The organism is Aminobacter carboxidus, from assembly GCF_014863355.1.
GTDB classification, from domain to species: Bacteria; Pseudomonadota; Alphaproteobacteria; order Rhizobiales; family Rhizobiaceae; genus Aminobacter; species Aminobacter carboxidus.
Window position 1 is genome coordinate 319,074 of sequence record NZ_JACZEP010000005.1, and the last position, 21,414, is coordinate 340,487.

The window sequence follows — 21,414 nt, forward strand, 5'->3', positions numbered from 1 at the left end:
AGGTTTTGCTGTTGGCTTTGCTGGAGTTTCCACGCTTTCAGGCCACGATCCTGAGGGTGTCGCGCAATTTGGCGAAGGCGACGACCGAGAGAATGACGATGCCCTGGATGACAAGCACAAGAACCTGCGGCACTTGCGAGGTGATCTGGAGCACTTCCGAGCCAGACCGAAGCGTGGCGAAGAGCCCTCCCGATATGATCGCCGCCAGTGGATTGTTGTTGGCAAGCAGCGCCACCGCAATGCCCTCGAAGCCGTAGCCGGGCGAAATGTTCTGGTAGAGCCGGTGAGTGACGCCGGCCACTTCGAACGCCCCGGCAAGGCCTGCCATCGCGCCGCTGATACAGATGGCGATCATCACATTGCGCTTTACGTTCATGCCGGCATAGCGCGCCGCATGCGGGTTAAGACCGACGACGCGCAAGGCGAAGCCGCGGCTGCTTTTCTGCAGGAAGATGTAGAGCGCCACTGCAAGCACTACTGCGACGAGAATGCCGATGTGCAGGCGCATGTCCGAGACGATGCGCGGCGTCCAGGCTTCCCGCAACAGGCGGGCCGATTGCGGATAAGCGGCGCTCGCATCCTTCATGGGGCCGGTGACGAGATAGCTTGTGAGAATGATCGCGATGTAGTTGAGCATGATCGTTGTCACGATCTCACTCGCCTGGAAGCGCACCTTCAGATAGCCGGCAATGCCGGCCCAGGCTGCGCCAGCAACCGCGCCTGCCAGCATGACCAGCGGTGCGTGCACCCACACCGACAACCCCTCCAAGTTGGTGCCAACCAAGGTTGCGGCAATCGCGCCGACGTAGAGTTGCCCTTCGGCGCCGATGTTCCAGATGCTGCACCGGAAGGCGACGCAGAGCCCCGCGCCGATGAGGATGAGGGGGGTCGCCTTCAGGAGGATTTCGCCGACAGAGCGCATGTCCTGAAATGAGCCGAAGATCATTACCGTGACCACGTCGCTGCCGTTGAAGCCGTTCACCCACAAAAGGGCGGCACCGAAAGCGAGCGCCACGAGGACCGCCGCGATCGGAGTTGCGGCGCTGATCGCGGCTTGCGAGAGCGTCCGGTAGAAGGCTTGGGCTGCTTGAGGATACACGTTCTCACGCCCCTGGTTTACCTGTTCCATGGATCGGTCCGGATGTTGGTGTGGCGTGCAATGATGCGCTGCGGCCGGATGGGTCGGCCGCAGCGCATGCCGGCTATTCAGCGCCGGTCTTGATCTCTCCGGCAGCGATCTTGTCGCTGATCGCCTTCACCTCGGCGCGGATGTCTTGCGGCACCGAGATCGGGCCGTCATCGCGGAAGGTGAAGGACATGACCTTCGGGTCCTTGAGGCCGAAGATGACGTTTTCCTTTGGCGGACTGCCGGCCTTGATCGAGCGCACGACCTCCACAACACCCTGCGCATAATCGGCGACGTAGAGGCCGAGAATGTTGTTGGGCGCGACCTGCGTGAAGTCGCTGAAGATCGAAAAGGATCGCACGTCCGGGCCGGATTCCGAGATTGCCTGGTAGCCACCGACGGTGGCACCCGAAGCGTTCGGCACCACAAAATCAGCGCCCTGCGAGATCATGCTGAGGGCCGCTTCCTTGGCAGCGGTCGTATCGGTGAAGTTGCCGATATAGGCCTCGCTGATCGGGAAGTCCGGATTGATGCTCTTGGCGCCGTTCTTGAAGCCGATAAAGGCCTGCTGGATCGGCGGGATTTCCATGCCGCCCACAAGGCCAGCCTTGCGGCCCATCTTCGCGGCAATCACGCCCATCAGGTAGAAGGGCTGGCTTGTATCGGTGTTGAGGCCGATGACATTGCCTTCATGGATGCTGCTTGAGGAGATCAGGAAATAGGTGTCCGGATAGTCGAGCGCGACTTCTAGAGCGGCGTCCTGGAACTCGAAGCCGTGGCCGAGGATGACCTTGTAGCCCTGGCTGGCATAGTCGCGGAACGCCTTTTCGAAGGACGCCGGGTTCTGCTGCAGCTCGACATAGCTGATCTTGGCCCCGAGCTGCCCTTCAACGCCCTTCAGCGCATTGAAGCCGATCCGATTCCATCCCTCTTCCGAAACGCTGCCGGGCACGAGAAGGCCCATCTTGAAGTCTTCGGCATATCCCATCGTCGGAATGGACATGGCGATGGACAGCGCCGCCACTCCTTCCACGAACGTCCTGCGTGAAAGTCTCATTGCTCTTCCTCCCATTTGATTGGTTCCCAGGGGTCGCGCTTATTTCGCGCGTGTCTGGATCTCGCCCGCAACGATCTTTGCACTCACCTCCTCCAGGTTAGTGCGCAGGTCCTGCGGTATCGATCTGGCGGCTTCGTCGTTGAAGGTGAACTTGATGACGTCCTTATCCTTCAGGCCGAAATCGACATTGCTTTGCGGCACGGTGCCATCCCGAATGCCCGAGACGATGCGTACGATGCCTTGACCGTAATCGGCGATGAACGTGCCGAGGATGTTCTTGGGAGCGACCTCCGTATAGTCGCTGTAGACGCTGAAGGTGCCGGACTGCGTGCCCGATTCCTGAGCGGCCTGGATAACGCCCAGTCCCGCAGCGTTCGCATTGGGAACGACGAAATCGGCGCCCTGTGACATCATGCTGACTGCGGCTTCCTTGGCAGCACTCGCATCGGTGAAGCTGTTGATGAAGACCGTGGACACGGGGAAATCCGGGTTCACGCTCTCGGCACCTTTCCGGAAGCCCTCGAAGGCATGGGCGATGGGCGGAATTTCCATGCCGCCGATAAGGCCCGCGCCCTTGCCCATCTTCGCGGCGATCATGCCCATCAGATAGAAGGGCTGGCTGGCATCGGTGTTGAGGCCGATGACGTTGCCCTCATGGACATAGCTCGACGAGACGAGAAAGACGGTCTCAGGAAAATCCTCCGCCGTCGTCAGCGCAGCATCCTGGAACTGGAAGCCGTGGCCCAGGACGACCTGGTAGCCGTGGCTCGCATAGTCGCGGAACGCCTTTTCGAAGGCAGCCGGGTTGTCGGGCAGCTCGACATAGCTGATTTCGGCGCCGAGTTCCTTTTCGACGCGCTTCAGTGCGTCATAGGCGATCCGGTTCCAGCCTTCCTCCGCGACACTTCCGGGCACCAGAAGGCCCATCTTGAAATCTTCGGCGTGGGCATGGCCTTGCCATATCATGCCGGCAAGGGCCGATCCGAGAGTGGAGGCAAGCAGCGAACGACGTGAAATGGCAGTGCTCTTCATCCCATTCTCCCATTAGATTGAACTCCAATCCCCCCGGAGCCGCTGCTCGGCCTACGCGACCTCCTTCAAGCCAAAGGTGTCGGTCGCGCTCTGTGAGACGAGGCGGCCCTTCGAGAAGACGAAGGTCCGGTCCGGTCCGCCGGCAACCAGCGTGTCGGTATCGATGCAGTCGGTAACGATGAAGTCGGCGCGGGCGCCGGCCACAAGGCCATAATCCTTACCGAGGCCCATCAGGCGGGCAGGGGCCGTCGTGATCATGCGGTGGGCGGCGGCGAGCTCGTCGCCGCGTAGGTGGCCGGCGAGCAGTGTCCAGCGCGCGATCTCCAGCATGTCGCCCGAGCCGGTCGGCACGAACGGATCCTGGATGTTGTCCGACGCTGTGGCGATATTTATTCCGGCGCGGTAGAGCTCGGCGACGCGCGTCAGGCCGCGTGGCGGCAGCATCTCGGCGTCGCGGCCCTGCAGGTAGAGGTTCGCCGCTGGCAACGTGACCACGCCGACATCAAGCGCCAGCAGACGCTCGGCGATACGGTGGAATTCCGTGCGGGGCAGGGCGCTCAGCACGGATACGTGGCTGAACACGGTGCGGCCCTGCATGCCGAAGCGCTCGACCCGATCGAGCGCGGCGTCCAGCAGGTGCACATCGGCCTTGAGGTGTTCGTCGAGATGCAGATCGACAGGTTTTCCCACCTTTACGGCGGCGGTAAACAGCATGTCGAGGTAACGTGGCGGGTCCTCGGAGACCGCAGGCGTGCCACCCACCGCATCGGCGAGCGCGACCGCACTGTCGATGTTCTCAGCCAGCCAATCGAAGTCCTGGCCGGGATGCGGTGTCATAAAGGCGACTAGCTGGAGAGTGATGTCGTCTTTTACCGCATGGCGGACGCCGGCCAGTGTCTCGATGCCATAGAAGCCCGCATCCTTGTCGACGTTGACATGGCTGCGAATGGCCGTCGTGCCACGGGAGAGACACCGCTTGATAGTGCGCATCGCTCGCTCGCGGATGTCGTCGGGACCGGCGGTCCGGGCATATTTGGCGAAGGCCTCGCGTGCGCCCTGGAGCGTACCGGAAGGATTGGGCGTGAAGCGCAGCACGCCGGTCTTGTCGAGATGCTGGTGCGCATCGAGAAAGCCGGGCGAAACCAGCATACCGGTAATGTCGACGCAGGCGCCGCAGGACCTGGTGTCCAGCCCAGGGCCGACCGCGACAAACCGCCCATCCACCCCGACGATGATGTCACTGACTGCTTGCGAACCGTCGGCCTGAATGACAGCTCCCCCGGTGAGTGCAAAGGACTGTCCAGAGGTGAGGTCTGCGATCGATGCAGTTGGAATATCGCGCACAGCTTTGTTCCCGCATTCTTGTTATGACGGGAAAGAGAGCACGAGCAATTAGTTTAGACAAATTTATTATTTCAATCTTTTGATGAGCAAAACGCAATAATCGGCCGCTCGCATTCTTGCCTTTGGCAAAAAGCCGCGTTCAGAAAAACACGCACCATGATGTATGGATCGATGCTGAAGTCGTCGTGCAGCCACCAAATGCTATCCCCTGCCACACGGCCGGCCACCAGTTGAAACGAGGGTGCTGAGATCGCTTCACCCGCACCGGAGCGTTCATATCTGGAATGCCAAATGGGTGGGTGAAAAGTATGGTGGTTGAAGTCAGCCCAAGGATGAGAACCTGTAGCAGGCTCTGGCGGCGACATTGGCAATAGCTCCGCAATCGGGCCGGCATTCGGTTGCCCCACTCTGCCTTGCTCCTGAAATGACGATGTTGGTCCGCGCTCCTAGGGCCTGCCCGTCCTCCACTTGCGGGAGGACAATCGGATCCCCATGCGCTCTTTCCCTGACTTGTCGGGTCGTTGCAACAGGCGCCGAAACTCGTCGCGTTTTTCATGGATTGAAGCGATTGCGCTACCTGCCGGCACGCCGATGTTGACTAAAAGAGCTTCCGACAACTGAAGGCTGGCCTCCATCGTTTCAGGCACAGCGTCGGTAACGCCGATGTCGTAGAGCTTGGCGGCGTGTTCTGGGTCGCGCGCACGCGCGACGATGACCAGGTCTGGCCGTTCGGCGCGTGCGGCAGCGACCACAGCCTCGACTGCTGCCGGCTTATCCATGGTCACGACCAGAGCGCGGGCAGAAGCGATCCCGCATCTGCGTAGCAATTCGACCTGGGTCGCATCGCCATAGTAGATCATTGCACCCCGGCTTCGCTCACGTGCCACGAGAGCAGCGTTGTTATCTACCGTCAGATACGGCGCCTTGTGTCGGGTCAGCATTTGGCCAACAAGATCGCCTACCCGCCCAAATCCGGCAATGATTACTCTCTCGGCACGGTCTGTCACAGCTGGAGCCAGGGCTGCCAGGCTTGCCTCTTCACTTGCGCCCCGTGAGGACAGGCGCTCCGATACGCGTACGAGGAGAGGGATCGCAAACATTGAAAGCGTGGTCGCTAGCATCGCCGTCGCACCAGCGGACGCGGGCACGATGCCGGCGACCATCGCAGTTCCGATCAGCACAAGGGTAAATTCGCCTGCCGGGCTTAAGACGAGAGCAATCTCCCGTGCCAGATGCTGCGAAAGGCCGAAACTCAGCGCAATCGGCAAAAGTACAAGAGACTTGATCGCGATGATCGCAAAGACGGATCCAATCACTGGCAAAGGGTAATCAAGCAACTGAGTGAGGTCGAGCCTGGCTCCCACAGCTACGAAGAATAGCCCCAGCAGCAAACCCTGGAACGGCTGGATTGCCACTTCGACCTGACGGCGATACTCCGTTTCGGCAAGAAGCAACCCGGCTACGAATGCACCAAGAGACATCGACAAACCGCTAGCGACGGAGACTAGCCCCGTACCAACGACGATAAGCAGACACGCAGCCAGGAAAAGTTCGTTGCTGCTCGTTGCGGCCACTAGCTTGAAGAGTGGCCTTAAGACGAGGCGCCCAAGAATAACAAGTCCACCCAGGGAGGCAATTGCCGGAATGATGGTGTAGAGCGCCCCCATGCCCACAGCGCCGTTACGCACATCGAGTAAAGCGACGGAAATCAGAAGTGGTGCAACCGCAATATCCTGAAATAGCAGCACTGCGAACGCGGTACGCCCCACGGCTGAGTTGAGCTTCTTGCGTTCCGCAAGCGAGGGCAAGACCAAAGCGGTCGATGAGAGGGCCAGTGAGGATCCAAGAATGAGGGCTGATAGTGGTGTCTGGCCGAGTGCAAATGCAACCAGACCAAGTATGATCGACGACGCCACCACCTGCGCGAGGCCAAGCCCGAATATGAGCTTGTGCATGCGCATCAGACGCTCCCACGACAGTTCTAGCCCCATCATGAAGAGGAGAAAGGCTACGCCAAATTCAGCGGGTCCTGCTATCTGTTCAGCATCAGCGATCGAGATCGCCGAAAGCCATGGGACGTCCTGAGCAAGGGCGCCGAGGCCGAAAGGACCGAGAATTACTCCCGCAGTCAGGAACCCAAGCACCGGGCTTATCCTCAGGCGCATGAAAAGCGGGACGACCACACCCGCTGTAACAAGAAACAGCAGCAGATTCTTGTATGCGAGGAAACTTTCGCCGTCCGTCATGGACCCATGTCCAAAATATCCCGCGAATGCGACCTGACCGCACAGTATCGCCCGAAGCGAACGTGAAGCAAGAGCCGCCGACCGGTTGACGTGCCCCCCTGAGGACGGAACGGCGATCGGCGAGGTGTGCCGGAAGGCCGGGATATCTGAGACGACATTCTACAACTGGCGCAAGCGTTATGCAGGTCTGATGCCGTCGGAGGTGAAGCGGCTGCGCCAACTCGAGGACGAGAACGCCAAGCTGAAGCGGATCGTGGCTGACCTGTCGTTGGACAAGGCCATGCTGCAGGACGTGCTGCAAAAAAAGCTCTGCGGCCTGCCCGCCGTCGCCATCTGGTCGATGAGGTGCGGGAGGCCTGGAGTGTGTCGGTTCGCACGGCGTGCTAGGCCCTGCGGATCGACCGCTCCCTCTACACCTACAAATCCAGGCGCGGCGAGCAGGCCGGATTGAAGCAGCGGATCAAGGGTTGGGCCATCAACATGAAGCGAACACGCAGGCTTTACAACGAGTTGGGGCTTCAGCTGCGGAACAAGACGCCGAAGCGGCGCGTGAAGGCGAAGCTCAGGACGATCGAACCGAGGCGACAAGACGCAACCAGACCTGGGCGATGGACTTCGTGCACGATCAGCTGGCGACGGACAGGAAGCTGCGCGTTCTCACCATCATCGACACCTGTTCGCGCTTCTCGCCAGCCGTCGATCCCCGCTTCAGCTATCGCGGCGAGGACGTCGTCGCCACGCTCGAACGGGTATGCCGGGAGCACGGATATCCGCAATCGATCCGCGTCGACCAGGGCTCCGAGTTCGTGTCGCGCGACCTCGATATGTGGGCCTACCAGAGGGAGGTCGTGCTCGAATTCTCCCGCCCGGAAAGCCGACCGACAACTCGTTCATCGAGTCGTTCAACGGCAAGTTCCGGGCGGAATGCCTGAATGCCCACTGGTTCCTGACCTTTGACGACGCCCGCCGGAAGATTGAGCATTGGCGTCGAGGCTACAACGAGGTTCGTCCTCACAGCGCCCTCGGCAACAAGCCGCCGATATCGCTCACGAACGGTTCCGGCGCATCCCATCCGCCGTGAGCCACAGCCCGGAAATCCAGCCACGAGGTCCAAAATCGGGGTGCACTTCACCTGCTACCGCATCGTCTGGCGTCGCTTTGGAGTATTACAAATGCGAGCAGGTCCTTGCTTTAAAAGCAAATGATGTAACGACTAACCCTGCGGCCAATGCCCCGTAATCGAGTGCTTGGTGCCTCTGTCCGATGAGTGAGCGCACGATAGAAGCGCGTCAGGTACTTCCAGGCGGCTCGATTAAGAGGATGCCGGACTCGGCGCAGAAAGTCGTGAACGCCTCCCTGGCCTGCTCGACAGATATCGATCCGTTGCCGGCCCCATGCATGGCGCTCTGCGCTAAATAGAAGAATGGTCCACGGGCGTTTACCGGCCACTCGTCGAGAAACTCGACGGCCTCGCCAACTGACCGTATCTCGCGAAGGGAGAATCCGGGGCCGTTGATCAGTATGGTTGGAACGATTTCCATCTAAAACAACGCCCCGGATGTGGGAGGGTTGCATGAACGCAAGCCCTGGTATTCCGTGAAGCTGGTCTCTGCGACAGCTCACGCAAGCAAGGTAGTGAGCTCGCTAGTTTGCCTAAAGTCGCTGCGACACAAGCGCCCCAGCAAAAGGCGACCTGATGCCGGGTTTTGCACCAAGTCGCCATTCGATCAGTCCATGATGTAGACGACCTTGCGAGTCTGCGGATCAATAAGAACTGTACGACCGTCCATGACGACATACTGATACTTATTGTCGGCAAGGGCGCCCGGCTTGAGAATGTCGGGAATGATCGCTCCCACCACCAGTTCGAAGTTGGATGGACGTTCGACGATCACTGGATTGGTCTTGACGTATTCTCGAACGACGATCTCCTCTTCAGGGGTCACCACAACAGTCTGGGCAACTGCGAATGCGGTCCCTGCAAGCAGGATGGTGGCAGCAAGTGTGCTTCGGAAAACCATGTCGATGACCTCCTGAGTTGATGTGTAACAACCGATATGGGCCGAAACGGTTCCGTGTTTTGTGCGCGAAGCGACTGGCAGAATGTCCGCCAGGGGACCGTCACTTTGGTCGCGCAAATCTGTCCATGCCGAGTTTGGGTGAGTCGGTAGCTGCCGTCGGAGGAAGCGCCAAAACTGAATTGTATGGCGCAGCCATTGTACGAGATCCAATGTGCGTCTGACCACTGCCCTCACACGGATAGCGACATTTGCCTGAGGTGCGGGCGCTTCTTTGCAGCACCCATTCAGATCTCACTTGATTTCAGATTCCCGTGGCAGGGCGATACATCGACATGCCGGGCGCAGGGCCGTCGGCTGTTGTTTCAAGTCGCTTCCGTAGGCAGAGGTTTCCCTCTCCTGCCGACTGCCCCGGGCATAGTAGGTAGTGTCCGCTCGGTCGACACCGATGTCTGAAAGCAGATGATCATTCAATGCTTCGACCGAAGACGGCAGTTGCCTGTGCTTCCGACCAACAGCCAGTTTCAAGATCGACAGTAACCTGAACATCGTCCAATCAGCCCTTTTGAGGCCGCACGATCGCAGTAGCTGGCGCTCGTGACAAAACGAAAAGTGGCAATCTGCCATCAAGAATGCTTATGCTTGTTGCATGAACAAGTTACCTCCACTTGCTGCTGTCCGCGCATTCGAAGCGGCAGCCCGACATCAGAGTTTCACGCGAGCTGCTGAGGAGCTGAGCATGACGCAGTCGGCCGTCAGCTATCAGATAAAGCTGCTTGAGGACCGTGTCGGGATGGCCCTGTTCATCAGGGAGCCGCGGCAGGTCACATTGACCTTGGCCGGTCGAGAACTGGTGCCAAAGATAACCGAGGCGCTTGGTCTTCTGGGTGCTGCTTTTGACGACCTGACATCAAAGGCAAGTTCTGCCCTTGTGATCTCGGCCCTGCCGACAATCGCGTCAGCCTGGCTGATTCCAAGACTACGGTCTTTCCAGGACACGAACCCGAACATCAAGATCAGGATCAAGACGGGCGACACTGTTGACTTCACAAAGGACGATGTTGACGCGGTCATCCGAGGGGACGATGGTGAGTGGACACAACATGAAGTCTTTCCCCTGTTCCCCATCGAGTACACTCCCGTTTGCACGCCGGAGTACCGTGACCGAGTTGGCCTTCACCAACCAGCAGATCTATTGGGGGGGCTCCGTTGCTACGGCGCCCCGCGATGGTGGAGCAGATGGCTGTCCGAAATTGGCGTTACAAAGAGCGCAGTTGGACTGAGCGTTGACCTTGTGCTCGGCGTTCAAGCCATGGATGTCGCACTGGCGCTCCAGGGCGAGGGCGTCGCCATGGTGGTGCCAACGTTCTTTCAGGATGAACTCACAAGTGGCCGTTTGATCCGGCCATTCGAGCATGTCGTACGTGACGGTCGATCCTATTCGCTGATCTATCCAAAGGCGCGGAGCAAGTCGAAAAAGGTGCGCATTTTCCGTGATTGGGTGATCGGCGAAGCGAATGCAATCCACAGGAGCAGCCGCGCATAGCGGCTCGGATTGGTCGCACCTGAACCGGTGAATGTCGTGTCCCCGAGGCCCTCTCGATGACCAGTAGCGCGTTGACGCCGCCAGCGCCGCAGTTCCCAGTCGCCCCACGAATCAACGAGCCAGCGCGCGCTGCTCCGCTGGTTCGCATCGTCCGCGACTATGAACGTTCCCCAAGCTGCCGGGCCGGTATTCCCGGCTCCGGGCAGGGATCTCATGGCGCCTGGCCGAACCATGTTTTAAGAAACGAGCACTAGAAAACTTAGGCGGCAGCCAACGCTTGGGTGAGGTCAGCGACAAGGTCGTCGGGATGCTCGACGCCGATGGACAGCCGTATTGTCGATTCAAGAACGCCGATCCGTTCCCGGACGTCTTTGGGCACACCCGAATGGGTCATCGCGGCCGGGTGGCTCGCCAACGATTCCGTGCCACCGAGGCTGACGGCAAGCTTGAATATCTGCAGGGCGTTGAGAAAGGCAAACGCTGCGGCCTGACCACCGACAATGTCGAATGAGAACGTCGACCCGGCGCCTGTGCATTGTGTCTTGAAGACGTTAGCAGCGGGGGTGCCTTTGCCGAGGAAGGGCAGATAGGCCACCCTTGCGACCTTCGGATGCTCGGCCAGGAATTCAGCGGCGATGCGGGCGTTGGCGTTGGCCTTCTCCATGCGAATGCTCAGCGTTTCCAGCGAGCGACCGAGCATCCAGCAAGAGTGGGGATCGAGTTGCGTGCCAATCGCTCCCCTGAGAGCCTTGATCGGTTTGGTGACGGCCTTGCTGCCGAGGGCCGCCCCGGCGATCAGATCGGAATGGCCGCCCACATATTTGGTCAGGGAATAAACCGAAATGTCGACACCGTGGTCAAGTGGGCGCTGGAACACCGGTCCAAGCAACGTGTTGTCGCACACGATAACCGGGCGATAGCCTTGTTTGGCGGCGATCTCATCGGCGATGCGTGCGACAGCCAAGAAATCGACCAACGTGTTGGTTGGATTCGAGGGCGTTTCGATAAAGATCACCGAGACGCGGCCTTGTTGGCGGCCTTCATCAGCGGCCGCGCGAATGGCGATTTCATCAACGCCGTCGGCGAAACCAACAGCATGAATGCCGAAATTGGCCAAGGTTTTAGCAAACAACGTTTCAGTGCCGCCATAAAGAGGCTGTGAATGCACGATGGCATCGCCTGGACGCGCAAAGGCCAGCAAGGTGGTTGCGATCGCCGACATGCCGGACGAAAACAGGATGCACGCCTCTGCACCTTCGTAAACGGCGAGGCGATCCTCAACGATTTCGCTGTTGGGATGATTGAAGCGCGAGTAGACGAGGCCGGCTCCGGTTCCGCTCGGCGGCTCCTTGCGGCCGGAGACAAAATCGAAGAAATCGCGTCCCTCTTCCGCTGATTTGAACACGAATGTCGAGGTGAGGAACACGGGCGGCTTTACCGCTCCTTCCGACAGTTGCGGATCAAAGCCGTAGCTCAGCATCAATGTTTCGGGATGCAGCCGATGGTTTCCGATGTGCGTCTTGGAAGGTCGTGGGGCGGTCATGGCGGTCCTCGAGCTTGAAGCCTCAGCCGCATTTTATACCAGGACTGCAGGGTTTTGTTGCAGCGACTTCAATAAGGACGCAGGAGAAGATTGGTACGCTACGGTCCGGCAGCGGGAATTTTGAGTTGCTTGGCAGAGAACAGCCGGGATTCATTTCTGATCCTGCGTCTGAAACCACAGAAGAATTTTCCGAGATACTCGTCGGGCCGTGACGAACGGGCTCTCGCCAGCAGAGCGAGAGGAGCGCAGTAGCCTCGACTAGTGGAAGGCTTCGGCGGGTTCGCCGATCACTAGTTCAAAGGAAGCGCGTATCCGCACCCGCGCCATCCGCCGAGCGATCATACCGATATGCCAGAATCGACTTTACAAGGACATCACGCCCAACGATTTGCTCGGCAGCAGGCCTTTTTCCCGAGGGACACGGGCCTGAGATTTCTTAGGCGGACAGTTCCATAATTCCTATTACGCGATTTTTTCAACCATAGGTGGTACGCTCACGCAACCAATCAAAAGCCGTTTACCGTCCGATTTAAAGTACAATCCCGACTATTTTAACCTACATAAGGCGGCTAATCCTCACGAGACTGGCAGCTGCGCGCTTTAGATACGCCCGCTCCTATATGTCCGCCCGACAAAGCACGGAGTCCGGTGGCTTTCAAGCCGACACAGCAATCCGGCAGTCAATGCCGGTCATGTGGCGCGCTTTGTCCGATGCCAAAGGCTACCGCGGCGCAGACGTCGTCGAGCTGCAAGCCTAAGCACCTGCATTGCATTATTGATGGTTGTATAGCCGTCTTTCCCGGCGACATGCTGCCCACTCCTTTACATTATCAAGGGGTCATGCAGTCATGTGGCATCAGGAGGAAATGGGAGGGCGGCGCGTTGGGAGGCGGCCGCATTGCAGATGTTTTCGCATAGCGACCATATTCGCGAGATCGAAAGCGTCAGCCTCGGAGCTTCGACCGGGCGCGACGAGCAGGTGGTCAAGTCGTGGCTGCGCTGTATCGAGCAGCATCGCCTCGACCCGACGCAGGCGTGCGAAGCCTACATCCTACCCGACGGGGAACTGCGCGAGCATCGCCAGCAGTCGGAGGAACTCATTGCCATCGCCCGTTCCGGCCTGGAAAACCTGTTCCGGCAGGTGGCGGGTCAGAATTACGTCCTGCTGCTTTCCGACAGCAAGGGCGTGACGGTCGATTTTCTCGGTGATCCGTTGTTCGACAACAATCTGCGCAAGGCCGGTCTGTATCTGGGTTCGGAGTGGTCGGAGGCGCGCGCCGGAACCTGTGCCGTCGGCGCTTGCCTGGAGGCGGGCGAGGCCCTGACCATCCACCAGACTGATCATTTCGACAACACGCATACGCCATTGTCTTGCACCGCGGCTCCGGTCTACGACACCACTGGCGAACTCGCCGCCGTGCTCGACATTTCGCTGTTGAGCTCACCGATCCGCAAGACCAGCCAGAACCTCGCGCTGCATTTAGTTGCAGCCACCGTGAGACGGATCGAACTGGCCAATCTGATGGCCCAGACCCGCGACGAATGGGTGCTGCGCTTTGCCCGCTCTCCAGAGTTCCTCGACGTCGACCCGGAGGCGGCGATTTCCATTGATGGCGCCGGCCGCATCATCGGCATGACCCATGGCGGCGCCAAGATACTGGCGCGTTCGGTCGGGCTCGACTGGCGCCAGCCGGACGGGCTGATCGGCCAGCCGATCGCGCGCTTCTTTGACATGCAGATCGACGACCTGCCCGACCTCACCCGGCGGCGCCCGACACAGGACCGCCTGGTCTTCGCCCGCGACGGCAACGCGCTGTTTGCCCACGCCATCGAGCCGCATCACAAGGTCCAGGTGCCGGCGCTGGCGCGCGACCAGATCCCGGTTTCGCTGCGCCGCCTGAGCGGCGGCGATCCGCAAATGGCGGCGCTCCAGGCCAAGGCGGCGAAGCTCGCCGGCAAGCCCCTGCCGATCCTGCTCCAGGGCGAGACCGGCACCGGCAAGGAATATCTCGCCAAGGCCATCCACGACGGCGCTGACGCCAAGGGCAAGTTCGTCGCCATCAACTGCGCCGCCATTCCAGAGCAGTTGATCGAAAGCGAGCTGTTCGGCCACCTGCCCGGCGCATTTACCGGCGCCTCGGCCAAGGGCCGCAAAGGACTGATCGAGGAGGCCGACGGCGGCACGCTGTTCCTCGACGAGGTCGGCGACATGCCGTTTGCGTTACAAAGCCGGTTCCTGCGCGTGCTGGCCGAACGGGAAGTGCTGCCGGTGGGTGCATCGCGGCCGAAGCCGGTGGACCTCAGGATCATCTCGGCATCCCACCGCGATCTTGGTTCGCTCGTGCAGGAAGGGCGCTTCCGCGAGGACCTCTACTATCGCCTGAACGCCGCAACGCTTTCCATCCCGCCGCTGCGCGAGCGCAGCGACTTCGACTGGCTGCTCGACACGGTCATCGCCCGCCATCGGCTGGACGGTGAAACGCTGACAATCGCACCCGCGGCACAGCTCGCACTGCGCGCCCATGGCTGGCCGGGCAACATCCGCGAACTCGACAACGTGATCGCGGTTGCGGCGGCGCTCTGCCAGGAAGGCGTTATCGAGCTATGCGACCTGCCCGAGGCGCTGGTGGCGGCCACCGAGGTCACCGGCTGCCAAAGCGATACGGACTCTGGCGCGGCGACGCTGAAGGCGATGCTTACCGCATGTAACTGGAACGTTTCTGAAACCGCCCGCCGCCTGGGCGTCGACCGGTCCACTATCCACCGCCAGATCAAGCGCTACGGGCTAATTGCGCTCAACTGAGCTGTTGCAGCGCCTGCTGCAACAGCTGTGGCGTGCCGCAGGCGCGCTGCAACAGGTCCTGCCTCACCTTCCCCTGGAAACCCGGCCTTTCCCGCGATCCGCAACTTGGCACGGCACTTGCTGTGCATGGAGCGACCGCAATCGGAGGAAAGCCTATCGAACAGTTCGGGCATCGACGCCCCGGCTGAACGCTGCAGAAATACCGGGGAGATTCTGACCTGTCCGCCAAGTCCCCACCTCGGGATCGCGCCAGGCAAGGCGCCGCTCCCTGGCAAACCACCATCGACAATTCGGAGGAAAAAAATGCTCGACGACAGCCCACAGATCAAGATCGACAGCATTCTCGGCGAGCTGGAAAAGGCACTTGCGGGCGGCAACATCGACGCCGCCGTGAACCTGTTCCAGGCGGACTGCTACTGGCGCGACCTCGTGACGTTCACCTGGAATCTCAAGACCATGGAAGGCCACGACCAGGTCCGCGACATGCTGAAGAGCCAGCTGGCGTCGACCAAGCCGGGACGGTTCCGCCAGGACGACAAGGAACTGGCCAGCCAGAACGACGGCATAACCGACGGCTGGTTCGAGTTCGAGACCGCGGTGGCACGCGGCTATGGCCACATCAGGCTCAAGAACGGTCTGATATGGACGCTGCTGACCACAATGAGCGAGTTGAAGGGCCACGAGGAACCCAAGGGCTTGCTGCGCCCGATGGGCGCCGAGCATGGCAGCGACGCCGGCCGCCGGACGTGGAAGGAAAAGCGCGAAGCCGAGGAGGTCGAGCTCGGCTTCACTACCCAGCCCTACACCGTCATCATCGGCGGCGGCCAGGGCGGCATCGCGCTCGGGGCCAGGCTGCGGCAGCTGGGCGTGCCGACCATCATCATCGAGAAGAACGAGCGGCCTGGCGACAGCTGGCGCAAGCGCTACAAGTCGCTCTGCCTGCACGATCCGGTCTGGTACGATCACCTGCCCTACATCCCATTCCCCGAGAACTGGCCGGTCTTTGCGCCGAAGGACAAGATCGGCGACTGGCTGGAGATGTACACCAAGGTCATGGAGCTCAACTACTGGAGCTCGACCATCTGCAAATCCGCCGGCTATGACGAGACTGCCGCGGAATGGACCGTCGTAGTCGAACGCGACGGCCAGGAGATCGTGCTGAAGCCCAAACAGCTGGTGCTGGCGACAGGCATGTCCGGCAAGGCAAACGTCCCGAAATTCAAGGGCCAGGACATCTTCAAGGGCGAGCAGCAGCACTCCTCGCAGCACCCCGGGCCGGACGCCTACACGAGAAAGAAGGTCGTGGTCGTCGGCTCCAACAACTCCGCGCATGACATCTGCGCTGCCCTTTGGGAGGGCGGCGCCGACGTCACCATGCTGCAGCGCTCCTCCACCCACATCGTCAAGTCCGACTCCCTGATGGAGATCGGGCTCGGCGACCTCTATTCGGAGCGCGCCATCGCTTCGGGCATGACGACGCGCAAGGCAGACCTGATCTTCGCATCCCTGCCCTATCGCATCATGCACGAGTTCCAGGTGCCTATTTACAACAAGATCCGCGACAAGGACGCAGCCTTCTACGAGCGGTTGGAGAAAGCCGGCTTCATGCTCGACTTCGGCGACGACGAGTCCGGCCTGTTCATGAAGTACCTCCGGCGCGGCTCTGGCTACTATATCGACGTTGGCGCCTGCGACCTCGTTGCCGACGGCCGGATCAAGCTAGTCAGCGGCGTCGGCGTCGAGAGGCTGACGGAAACCTCGATCGTGCTCGACGACGGGCGCGAACTGGAAGCCGACCTCATCGTCTATGCGACCGGCTACGGCTCGATGAACGGCTGGGCAGCCGACCTGATCAGCCAGGACGTCGCCGACAAAGTTGGCAAATGCTGGGGACTCGGCTCCAGCACCACCAAGGACCCCGGTCCCTGGGAAGGCGAGCAGCGCAACATGTGGAAGCCGACCCAGCAGGAAGCGCTGTGGTTCCACGGCGGAAACCTGCACCAATCCAGGCATTATTCGCAATACCTCTCCCTGCAGATCAAGGCGCGCCAGGCAGGGATCGCCACGCAGGTCTACGGGCTACAGGACGTTCACCACAAGGCCTGACGTCCGGCCGCCACAGGCCGGCGAGCTTCCCCGCTCGCCGGCCTGGATGCACGTCTGGGTCTAAGGGCTAATTGACCAGAGCGTTGAAGCAGGCAACGACTGTGCGGGAACGGCAAGGAAGGGTGCAGACGTCGGAGGAGAGGATGAGAGGCACCGCAATCGTCGAGCATGCCGACAAGGTACAGGCGGCATTGAAGTCGAGCGACGCTGCGCGTTCGGCGCTTGTCGCTTCCTGGCAACGATCGTCGCAGCACCGTCTGGACCCGACGCACCGAAGCCCTCCCGAGCGCCTGACCGAGGCCGAGCTGTCGCTGGCCAGGCAGCGCATCGAGCCCCTGGTATCAGCGGCCCAGTCCAGCCTCGATCGACTCTATCTCGCCGTCGGCGGGGTCGGCTGCTGCGTGCTCCTGGCCGACCGCGACGGTATCCCAGTCGAACGGCGCGGCGCCGTCGCCGATGACGAAACCTTCCATGGCTGGGGCCTGTGGACAGGCACCATCTGGAGCGAGGAAAGCGAGGGAACTAACGCCATCGGCACCAGCCTCGTCGAGCAGCGGCCGCTGACCATCCATCGCGGCCAGCACTTCCTGTCGCGCAATACGGCACTTTCCTGCACCACCGCCCCAATCTACGACCACCATGGCAATGTAGCAGCGGCCCTCGACGTATCGTCCTGCCGGGCCGACCTGACCGAAGGTTTCGTGAACCTGATCGCACTTGCCGTGGGCGATGCTGCGCGCCGCATCGAGGCCGACAATTTCCGCCTCGCCTTCCCCGAAGCCCGTATCATCCTGACGCCTGAAGTCGAGCGCAACCCTGGCGGCATGATCGCCGTCGATGCCGACGACCTGGTCATCGGCGCAACGAGGCAGGCTCGCCTGACCTATAGCATCACGAGGGAAAGGCTCGAGCGGCGGCTGCCTGTCGCCGATATTGTCGGGGGCCACATGAGGGTCGCGGAAGACCTCGACGAGGCCGCACGTGCAGCACTTCACCGCGCGCTTTCACGTGCCGACGGCAACGTCTCCGCTGCGGCCCAGCAGCTCGGCATTTCGCGTGCCACCCTGCACCGCAAGCTCAATCGCCTCGGCATCCGCCGCGCACATTGATGTTGCTGCCCGGAACTGTCGCAATTGTGCGACAGTTGGCACCGGCGATCTTCCCGACCCCGGCTGACACGACCCGGATATTCTCCGACGCTCCTCCCGACACGTTGCATCCCGCAGCGTTGCTTCTCGGGAGGAAGTCCATGAACAAGGTCGAGTTTTCGCGCACCGCCAAGGTGCCCTTCGCCAAGCGCTACGACAACTACATCGGCGGCCAGTGGGTGGCCCCGAAGTCGGGCCGCTATTTTGAGAACATCTCACCGGTCACCGGCCGGCCGCTCGGTGAGATCGCCCGTTCAGACGCAGCCGACATCGAGGCAGCGCTCGACGCCGCCCACAAGGCCAAGGACGCCTGGGGCAAGACCGCGCCTGCGACACGGGCCCTGATGCTCCACCGCATCGCCGACCGAATGGAGGAAAATCTCGACCTGCTCGCGCTCGCCGAGACCTGGGACAACGGCAAGCCGATCCGCGAGACGACTGCCGCTGACGTGCCGCTGGCGATCGATCACTTCCGCTATTTCGCCGGCGTCTTGCGCAGCCAGGAAGGCAGCCTGTCGCAGATCGACGACGACACCGTCGCCTACCATTTCCACGAGCCGCTCGGCGTCGTCGGCCAGATCATACCGTGGAACTTCCCGCTGCTGATGGCTTGCTGGAAGCTGGCGCCGGCACTTGCCGCCGGCAATTGTGTGGTGCTTAAGCCGGCAGAACAGACCCCTGCCTCCATTATGCTGTGGGCCGATCTGATCGGCGACCTGCTGCCCGACGGCGTATTGAACATCGTCAACGGATTCGGTCTTGAGGCAGGCAAGCCGCTGGCATCGAGCCCGCGCATTGCCAAAATCGCCTTTACCGGCGAAACGACGACCGGCCGGCTGATCATGCAATATGCCAGCCAGAACCTGATCCCGGTGACGCTCGAGCTCGGCGGCAAATCGCCGAACATCTTCTTCGAGGATGTCACAGCCGAAGACGACGAGTTCTTCGACAAGGCGATCGAAGGCTTCGTCATGTTCGCGCTCAACCAGGGCGAGGTCTGCACCTGCCCAAGCCGCGCGCTGGTGCACGAGAATATCTACGACAAATTCATGGAGCGCGCGCTGAAGCGCGTCGAGGCGATCGTCCAAGGCGACCCGCTCGACCCGGCGACGATGATCGGCGCGCAAGCCTCGTCGGAGCAACTGGAAAAGATCCTGTCCTACATGGATATCGGCCGCCAAGAGGGCGCCGAGCTGCTGACCGGTGGAGAGCGCGCTCATCTGCCGGGTGATCTTGCCGGCGGCTACTACGTCAAGCCGACCGTCTTCAAGGGCCACAACAAGATGCGCATCTTCCAGGAGGAGATTTTTGGGCCGGTGGTCTCGGTCACCACCTTCAAGGACGACGACGAGGCGCTGTCGATCGCCAACGACACGCTCTACGGTCTTGGTGCCGGCATCTGGAGCCGCGATGCCAACAGGCTCTACCGCTTCGGCCGCGCCATCCAGGCCGGCCGAGTCTGGACCAACTGCTACCATGCCTACCCCGCGCACGCGGCGTTCGGTGGCTACAAGCAGTCGGGCATCGGCCGCGAGACGCACAAGATGATGCTCGACCACTACCAGCAGACCAAGAACATGCTGGTCAGCTACAGCCCGAAGAAGCTCGGCTTCTTCTAAGAGCCTCCCGGACTGCGCCGACGGCGTGACCACCCGGTCACGCCGTCCAGTGATCATCGGAAGGCGCGACATGTTCGACAAACCATCTTTGGAAAAGGTCTCGGCGACGGCAGACGCGGAGACCCTGCTGGCGGAAATCATCGCCGACCACGGGCCGGTACTAATCCACCAGTCCGGCGGCTGCTGCGACGGCTCGTCGCCAATGTGCTACCCACGCTCGGACTTCATCATCGGCGACAACGATGTCCTACTTGGAACGATCGGCGAAACCCCAGTCTACATCAGCGCTTCACAGTTCGAGGTCTGGAAACACACCAACCTCATCATCGACGTTGTCCCCGGCCGGGGCGGTATGTTCTCGCTGGACAATGGTCGCGAAAAGCGACTTCTGACGCGTTCGACAATCTGCCCATCAACAATATGACGTATGGCAACTTTTTGCCTCATCGGCGCACTGACGCGACACCTCCTGCCGCCTCATGACCGGTTTCGGCCACATCATCCAAGTGGCGAAAGGCCTGCCGGGAGGGATTCGCGGCAGGCCCCACTGATGAAGCGGAGGGTGGTTCTGGACCATCGCTTCATCACTTCAACTTTTGGGTTGCCTAACGGTTCCCCTTGCTAGCTTCGCACACATCGCTGGTCTCGGCCGAACCGCCGGAACTTGTCTTCTTTGATTAGAGATTGAAGGCGACAACCAGCGGAACGCCGAACAATCGAGCCCAGGATGCAGCGTTGGCTCTCTGGATGGCGGCAATTGAAGTGCCAGCCGTCCACCAACTATTGCCGGTGGCGATGATAATTTCTGGCGAGTGCAGCATCGATTGCAGCACGGGCCAGAAAATGAGTTGCTCGTAGCAGATCAACAACGCAATTTTTTGACCGCTGAGTTCGGCCACAGGATTGGCAAAGAAGTGCGCCCGCGCTCCACCGCCCTCATCGGTCCATGCAAGCCAAGGCTGCCACATGGAGAATGGGACCGGCATGCGCTCGCGATAAAGAACTTGGGCGCTTTCGGCCGTAATTGCGACCATCACATTGTCATAGGCTTTCGCATCGACCATCGCTGCTCCAGCGATTATGGTTATGTCGCTGCCTTCCAAGCCCGCGCGCCAGAGCCTCTCGATGGTAGGAGTCCAGAGGCCGAGCGCGCTTTCGGGAAGAACGATAATGCGATCTTCCTCCCCTGCCTCCCGCCGGACCATCGCGATCAGTTCACGGTGATGGTCCAACGAGCCGTCTCGCCCCAATCTTTGCCCCAGTGCGAGATCGACACCCCTCCATCCAGTCGGTGGAACGGGATGCGTCCATATAACAGCCGTCCACCAGAATACCCCCAAGGAGATGACGGCAGCGGGCCAGAACCGCGATGCCATCATCGTGAGGCCAACTAAGGTTCCAGCGAGACCCCACCATGCCCACCCCGGGAACAAAACGCCTGCCGCCGTCAGTGGATGAGCCCAGCCGACAATACCAAAGGGCGGCAGCCCCATCAGCACCACTGTCACCAGATAGCGCACCGCCCTCCCCCATCCTCGTTGCCTGGTCCACATCGCGGCGTGCACGCAAACGAAAGAGAGCGATGCGATGATCCAGAGCAAAAGTCCTGGCCAGAGATCTGACGCATAGTAGTTGACCACGCCCTGCGGCAGGCCACGTGAGGCCGCGAGGAAGTATCCCGCCGACACGAGGGCCGCGATCAAGCGGGATGGCGACCATGCCCATAGAGCTGGAAAGGCGAGAGCGAAAGGCAAGGTCAGCGGATCGCCGCTCCAAGCTACGCCGCCGACTAAAGCGGCAGCCCCTGCCAGCGTGATGCCACGCAC

General features: G+C 60.9%; 16 protein-coding genes and 1 pseudogene. 7 read left to right on the forward strand and 10 right to left on the reverse strand.

The window, feature by feature from the left end; genetic code table 11:
• Positions 1 to 37 precede the first annotated feature (37 nt).
• From IHE39_RS18065 to IHE39_RS18090, 6 genes are all read right to left on the reverse strand, one after another.
• Positions 38 to 1,129, reverse strand: a complete 1,092-nt coding sequence (locus IHE39_RS18065) for an ABC transporter permease (protein WP_192567442.1) — start codon at positions 1,127 to 1,129, stop codon at positions 38 to 40.
• 73 nt (positions 1,130 to 1,202) lie between these two features.
• Entirely contained in the window at positions 1,203 to 2,129 is a 927-nt protein-coding gene (locus tag IHE39_RS18070) for a BMP family protein (RefSeq protein WP_312880921.1), read from the reverse strand.
• A gap of 93 nt (positions 2,130 to 2,222) precedes the next feature.
• Positions 2,223 to 3,215, reverse strand: coding sequence for a BMP family protein (locus IHE39_RS18075; RefSeq protein ID WP_184771626.1), 993 nt, complete (start codon positions 3,213 to 3,215; stop codon positions 2,223 to 2,225).
• Positions 3,216 to 3,266: 51 nt separating this feature from the next.
• A complete protein-coding gene (locus IHE39_RS18080) occupies positions 3,267 to 4,559 on the reverse strand; it encodes an amidohydrolase family protein (protein ID WP_343070102.1) in 1,293 nt (430 codons plus the stop codon).
• A gap of 71 nt (positions 4,560 to 4,630) precedes the next feature.
• Positions 4,631 to 4,924, reverse strand: a complete 294-nt coding sequence (locus tag IHE39_RS18085; protein ID WP_192567443.1) for a hypothetical protein — start codon at positions 4,922 to 4,924, stop codon at positions 4,631 to 4,633.
• Positions 4,925 to 5,005: 81 nt separating this feature from the next.
• The gene (locus IHE39_RS18090) at positions 5,006 to 6,805 is read right to left on the reverse strand and encodes a cation:proton antiporter domain-containing protein (protein WP_192567444.1); all 1,800 of its coding nucleotides are present in this window, start codon (positions 6,803 to 6,805) and stop codon (positions 5,006 to 5,008) included.
• 46 nt (positions 6,806 to 6,851) lie between these two features.
• Here IHE39_RS18090 and IHE39_RS18095 point away from each other — a divergent pair.
• Positions 6,852 to 7,886 (forward strand): annotated as a pseudogene (locus IHE39_RS18095) (IS3 family transposase).
• A 208-nt stretch (positions 7,887 to 8,094) separates the two neighbouring features.
• On the opposite strand, the gene IHE39_RS18100 reads toward IHE39_RS18095, so the two are convergent.
• Positions 8,095 to 8,346: a DUF982 domain-containing protein gene (locus IHE39_RS18100; RefSeq protein ID WP_184771620.1), complete on the reverse strand. Its 252-nt coding sequence runs from the start codon at positions 8,344 to 8,346 to the stop codon at positions 8,095 to 8,097.
• 186 nt (positions 8,347 to 8,532) lie between these two features.
• Complete coding sequence (locus IHE39_RS18105; RefSeq protein ID WP_192567445.1) at positions 8,533 to 8,826, reverse strand: DUF1236 domain-containing protein; 294 nt, start codon at positions 8,824 to 8,826, stop codon at positions 8,533 to 8,535.
• Positions 8,827 to 9,472: 646 nt separating this feature from the next.
• Here IHE39_RS18105 and IHE39_RS18110 point away from each other — a divergent pair.
• A complete protein-coding gene (locus IHE39_RS18110) occupies positions 9,473 to 10,369 on the forward strand; it encodes a LysR substrate-binding domain-containing protein (RefSeq protein WP_192567446.1) in 897 nt (298 codons plus the stop codon).
• A gap of 259 nt (positions 10,370 to 10,628) precedes the next feature.
• Here the strand turns inward: IHE39_RS18110 and IHE39_RS18115 are convergent, their stop codons facing one another.
• Positions 10,629 to 11,912: a cystathionine gamma-synthase family protein gene (locus tag IHE39_RS18115; protein ID WP_192567447.1), complete on the reverse strand. Its 1,284-nt coding sequence runs from the start codon at positions 11,910 to 11,912 to the stop codon at positions 10,629 to 10,631.
• Positions 11,913 to 12,816: 904 nt separating this feature from the next.
• On the opposite strand from IHE39_RS18115, the gene IHE39_RS18120 reads away from it, so the two are divergent.
• From IHE39_RS18120 to IHE39_RS18140, 5 genes are all read left to right on the forward strand, one after another.
• Positions 12,817 to 14,715: a sigma-54-dependent Fis family transcriptional regulator gene (locus tag IHE39_RS18120; protein ID WP_192567448.1), complete on the forward strand. Its 1,899-nt coding sequence runs from the start codon at positions 12,817 to 12,819 to the stop codon at positions 14,713 to 14,715.
• Between the two features lie 303 nt (positions 14,716 to 15,018).
• On the forward strand, positions 15,019 to 16,821 hold the full coding sequence (locus IHE39_RS18125; RefSeq protein WP_192567449.1) for an NAD(P)/FAD-dependent oxidoreductase: 1,803 nt from the start codon (positions 15,019 to 15,021) through the stop codon (positions 16,819 to 16,821).
• 143 nt (positions 16,822 to 16,964) lie between these two features.
• Positions 16,965 to 17,930 carry a helix-turn-helix domain-containing protein gene (locus IHE39_RS18130; protein WP_192567450.1) on the forward strand — a complete coding sequence of 322 codons (966 nt, stop codon included), beginning with the start codon at positions 16,965 to 16,967 and terminating at the stop codon, positions 17,928 to 17,930.
• Between the two features lie 140 nt (positions 17,931 to 18,070).
• Entirely contained in the window at positions 18,071 to 19,588 is a 1,518-nt protein-coding gene (gene adh / locus IHE39_RS18135; RefSeq protein WP_192567451.1) for an aldehyde dehydrogenase, read from the forward strand.
• Positions 19,589 to 19,658: 70 nt separating this feature from the next.
• A complete protein-coding gene (locus IHE39_RS18140) occupies positions 19,659 to 20,012 on the forward strand; it encodes a DUF779 domain-containing protein (RefSeq protein WP_192567452.1) in 354 nt (117 codons plus the stop codon).
• Positions 20,013 to 20,265: 253 nt separating this feature from the next.
• Here IHE39_RS18140 and IHE39_RS18145 read toward each other — a convergent pair whose 3' ends face one another.
• Complete coding sequence (locus IHE39_RS18145; protein ID WP_343070107.1) at positions 20,266 to 21,405, reverse strand: conjugal transfer protein TraB; 1,140 nt, start codon at positions 21,403 to 21,405, stop codon at positions 20,266 to 20,268.
• Between the last annotated feature and the right edge of the window lie 9 nt (positions 21,406 to 21,414).

Coding starts and splice junctions, on each gene's coding strand:
- IHE39_RS18110 (WP_192567446.1), top strand. CDS start 9,473: ATGAACAAGTTACCTCCACTTGCTGCTGTCCGCGCATTCGAAGCGGCA.
- IHE39_RS18090 (WP_192567444.1), bottom strand. CDS start 6,805: ATGACGGACGGCGAAAGTTTCCTCGCATACAAGAATCTGCTGCTGTTT.
- IHE39_RS18105 (WP_192567445.1), bottom strand. CDS start 8,826: ATGGTTTTCCGAAGCACACTTGCTGCCACCATCCTGCTTGCAGGGACC.
- IHE39_RS18140 (WP_192567452.1), top strand. CDS start 19,659: ATGTTCGACAAACCATCTTTGGAAAAGGTCTCGGCGACGGCAGACGCG.
- IHE39_RS18075 (WP_184771626.1), bottom strand. CDS start 3,215: ATGAAGAGCACTGCCATTTCACGTCGTTCGCTGCTTGCCTCCACTCTC.
- IHE39_RS18130 (WP_192567450.1), top strand. CDS start 16,965: ATGAGAGGCACCGCAATCGTCGAGCATGCCGACAAGGTACAGGCGGCA.
- IHE39_RS18125 (WP_192567449.1), top strand. CDS start 15,019: ATGCTCGACGACAGCCCACAGATCAAGATCGACAGCATTCTCGGCGAG.
- IHE39_RS18065 (WP_192567442.1), bottom strand. CDS start 1,129: ATGGAACAGGTAAACCAGGGGCGTGAGAACGTGTATCCTCAAGCAGCC.
- adh (WP_192567451.1), top strand. CDS start 18,071: ATGAACAAGGTCGAGTTTTCGCGCACCGCCAAGGTGCCCTTCGCCAAG.
- IHE39_RS18070 (WP_312880921.1), bottom strand. CDS start 2,129: ATGTCCATTCCGACGATGGGATATGCCGAAGACTTCAAGATGGGCCTT.
- IHE39_RS18100 (WP_184771620.1), bottom strand. CDS start 8,346: ATGGAAATCGTTCCAACCATACTGATCAACGGCCCCGGATTCTCCCTT.
- IHE39_RS18085 (WP_192567443.1), bottom strand. CDS start 4,924: ATGTCGCCGCCAGAGCCTGCTACAGGTTCTCATCCTTGGGCTGACTTC.
- IHE39_RS18120 (WP_192567448.1), top strand. CDS start 12,817: ATGTTTTCGCATAGCGACCATATTCGCGAGATCGAAAGCGTCAGCCTC.
- IHE39_RS18115 (WP_192567447.1), bottom strand. CDS start 11,912: ATGACCGCCCCACGACCTTCCAAGACGCACATCGGAAACCATCGGCTG.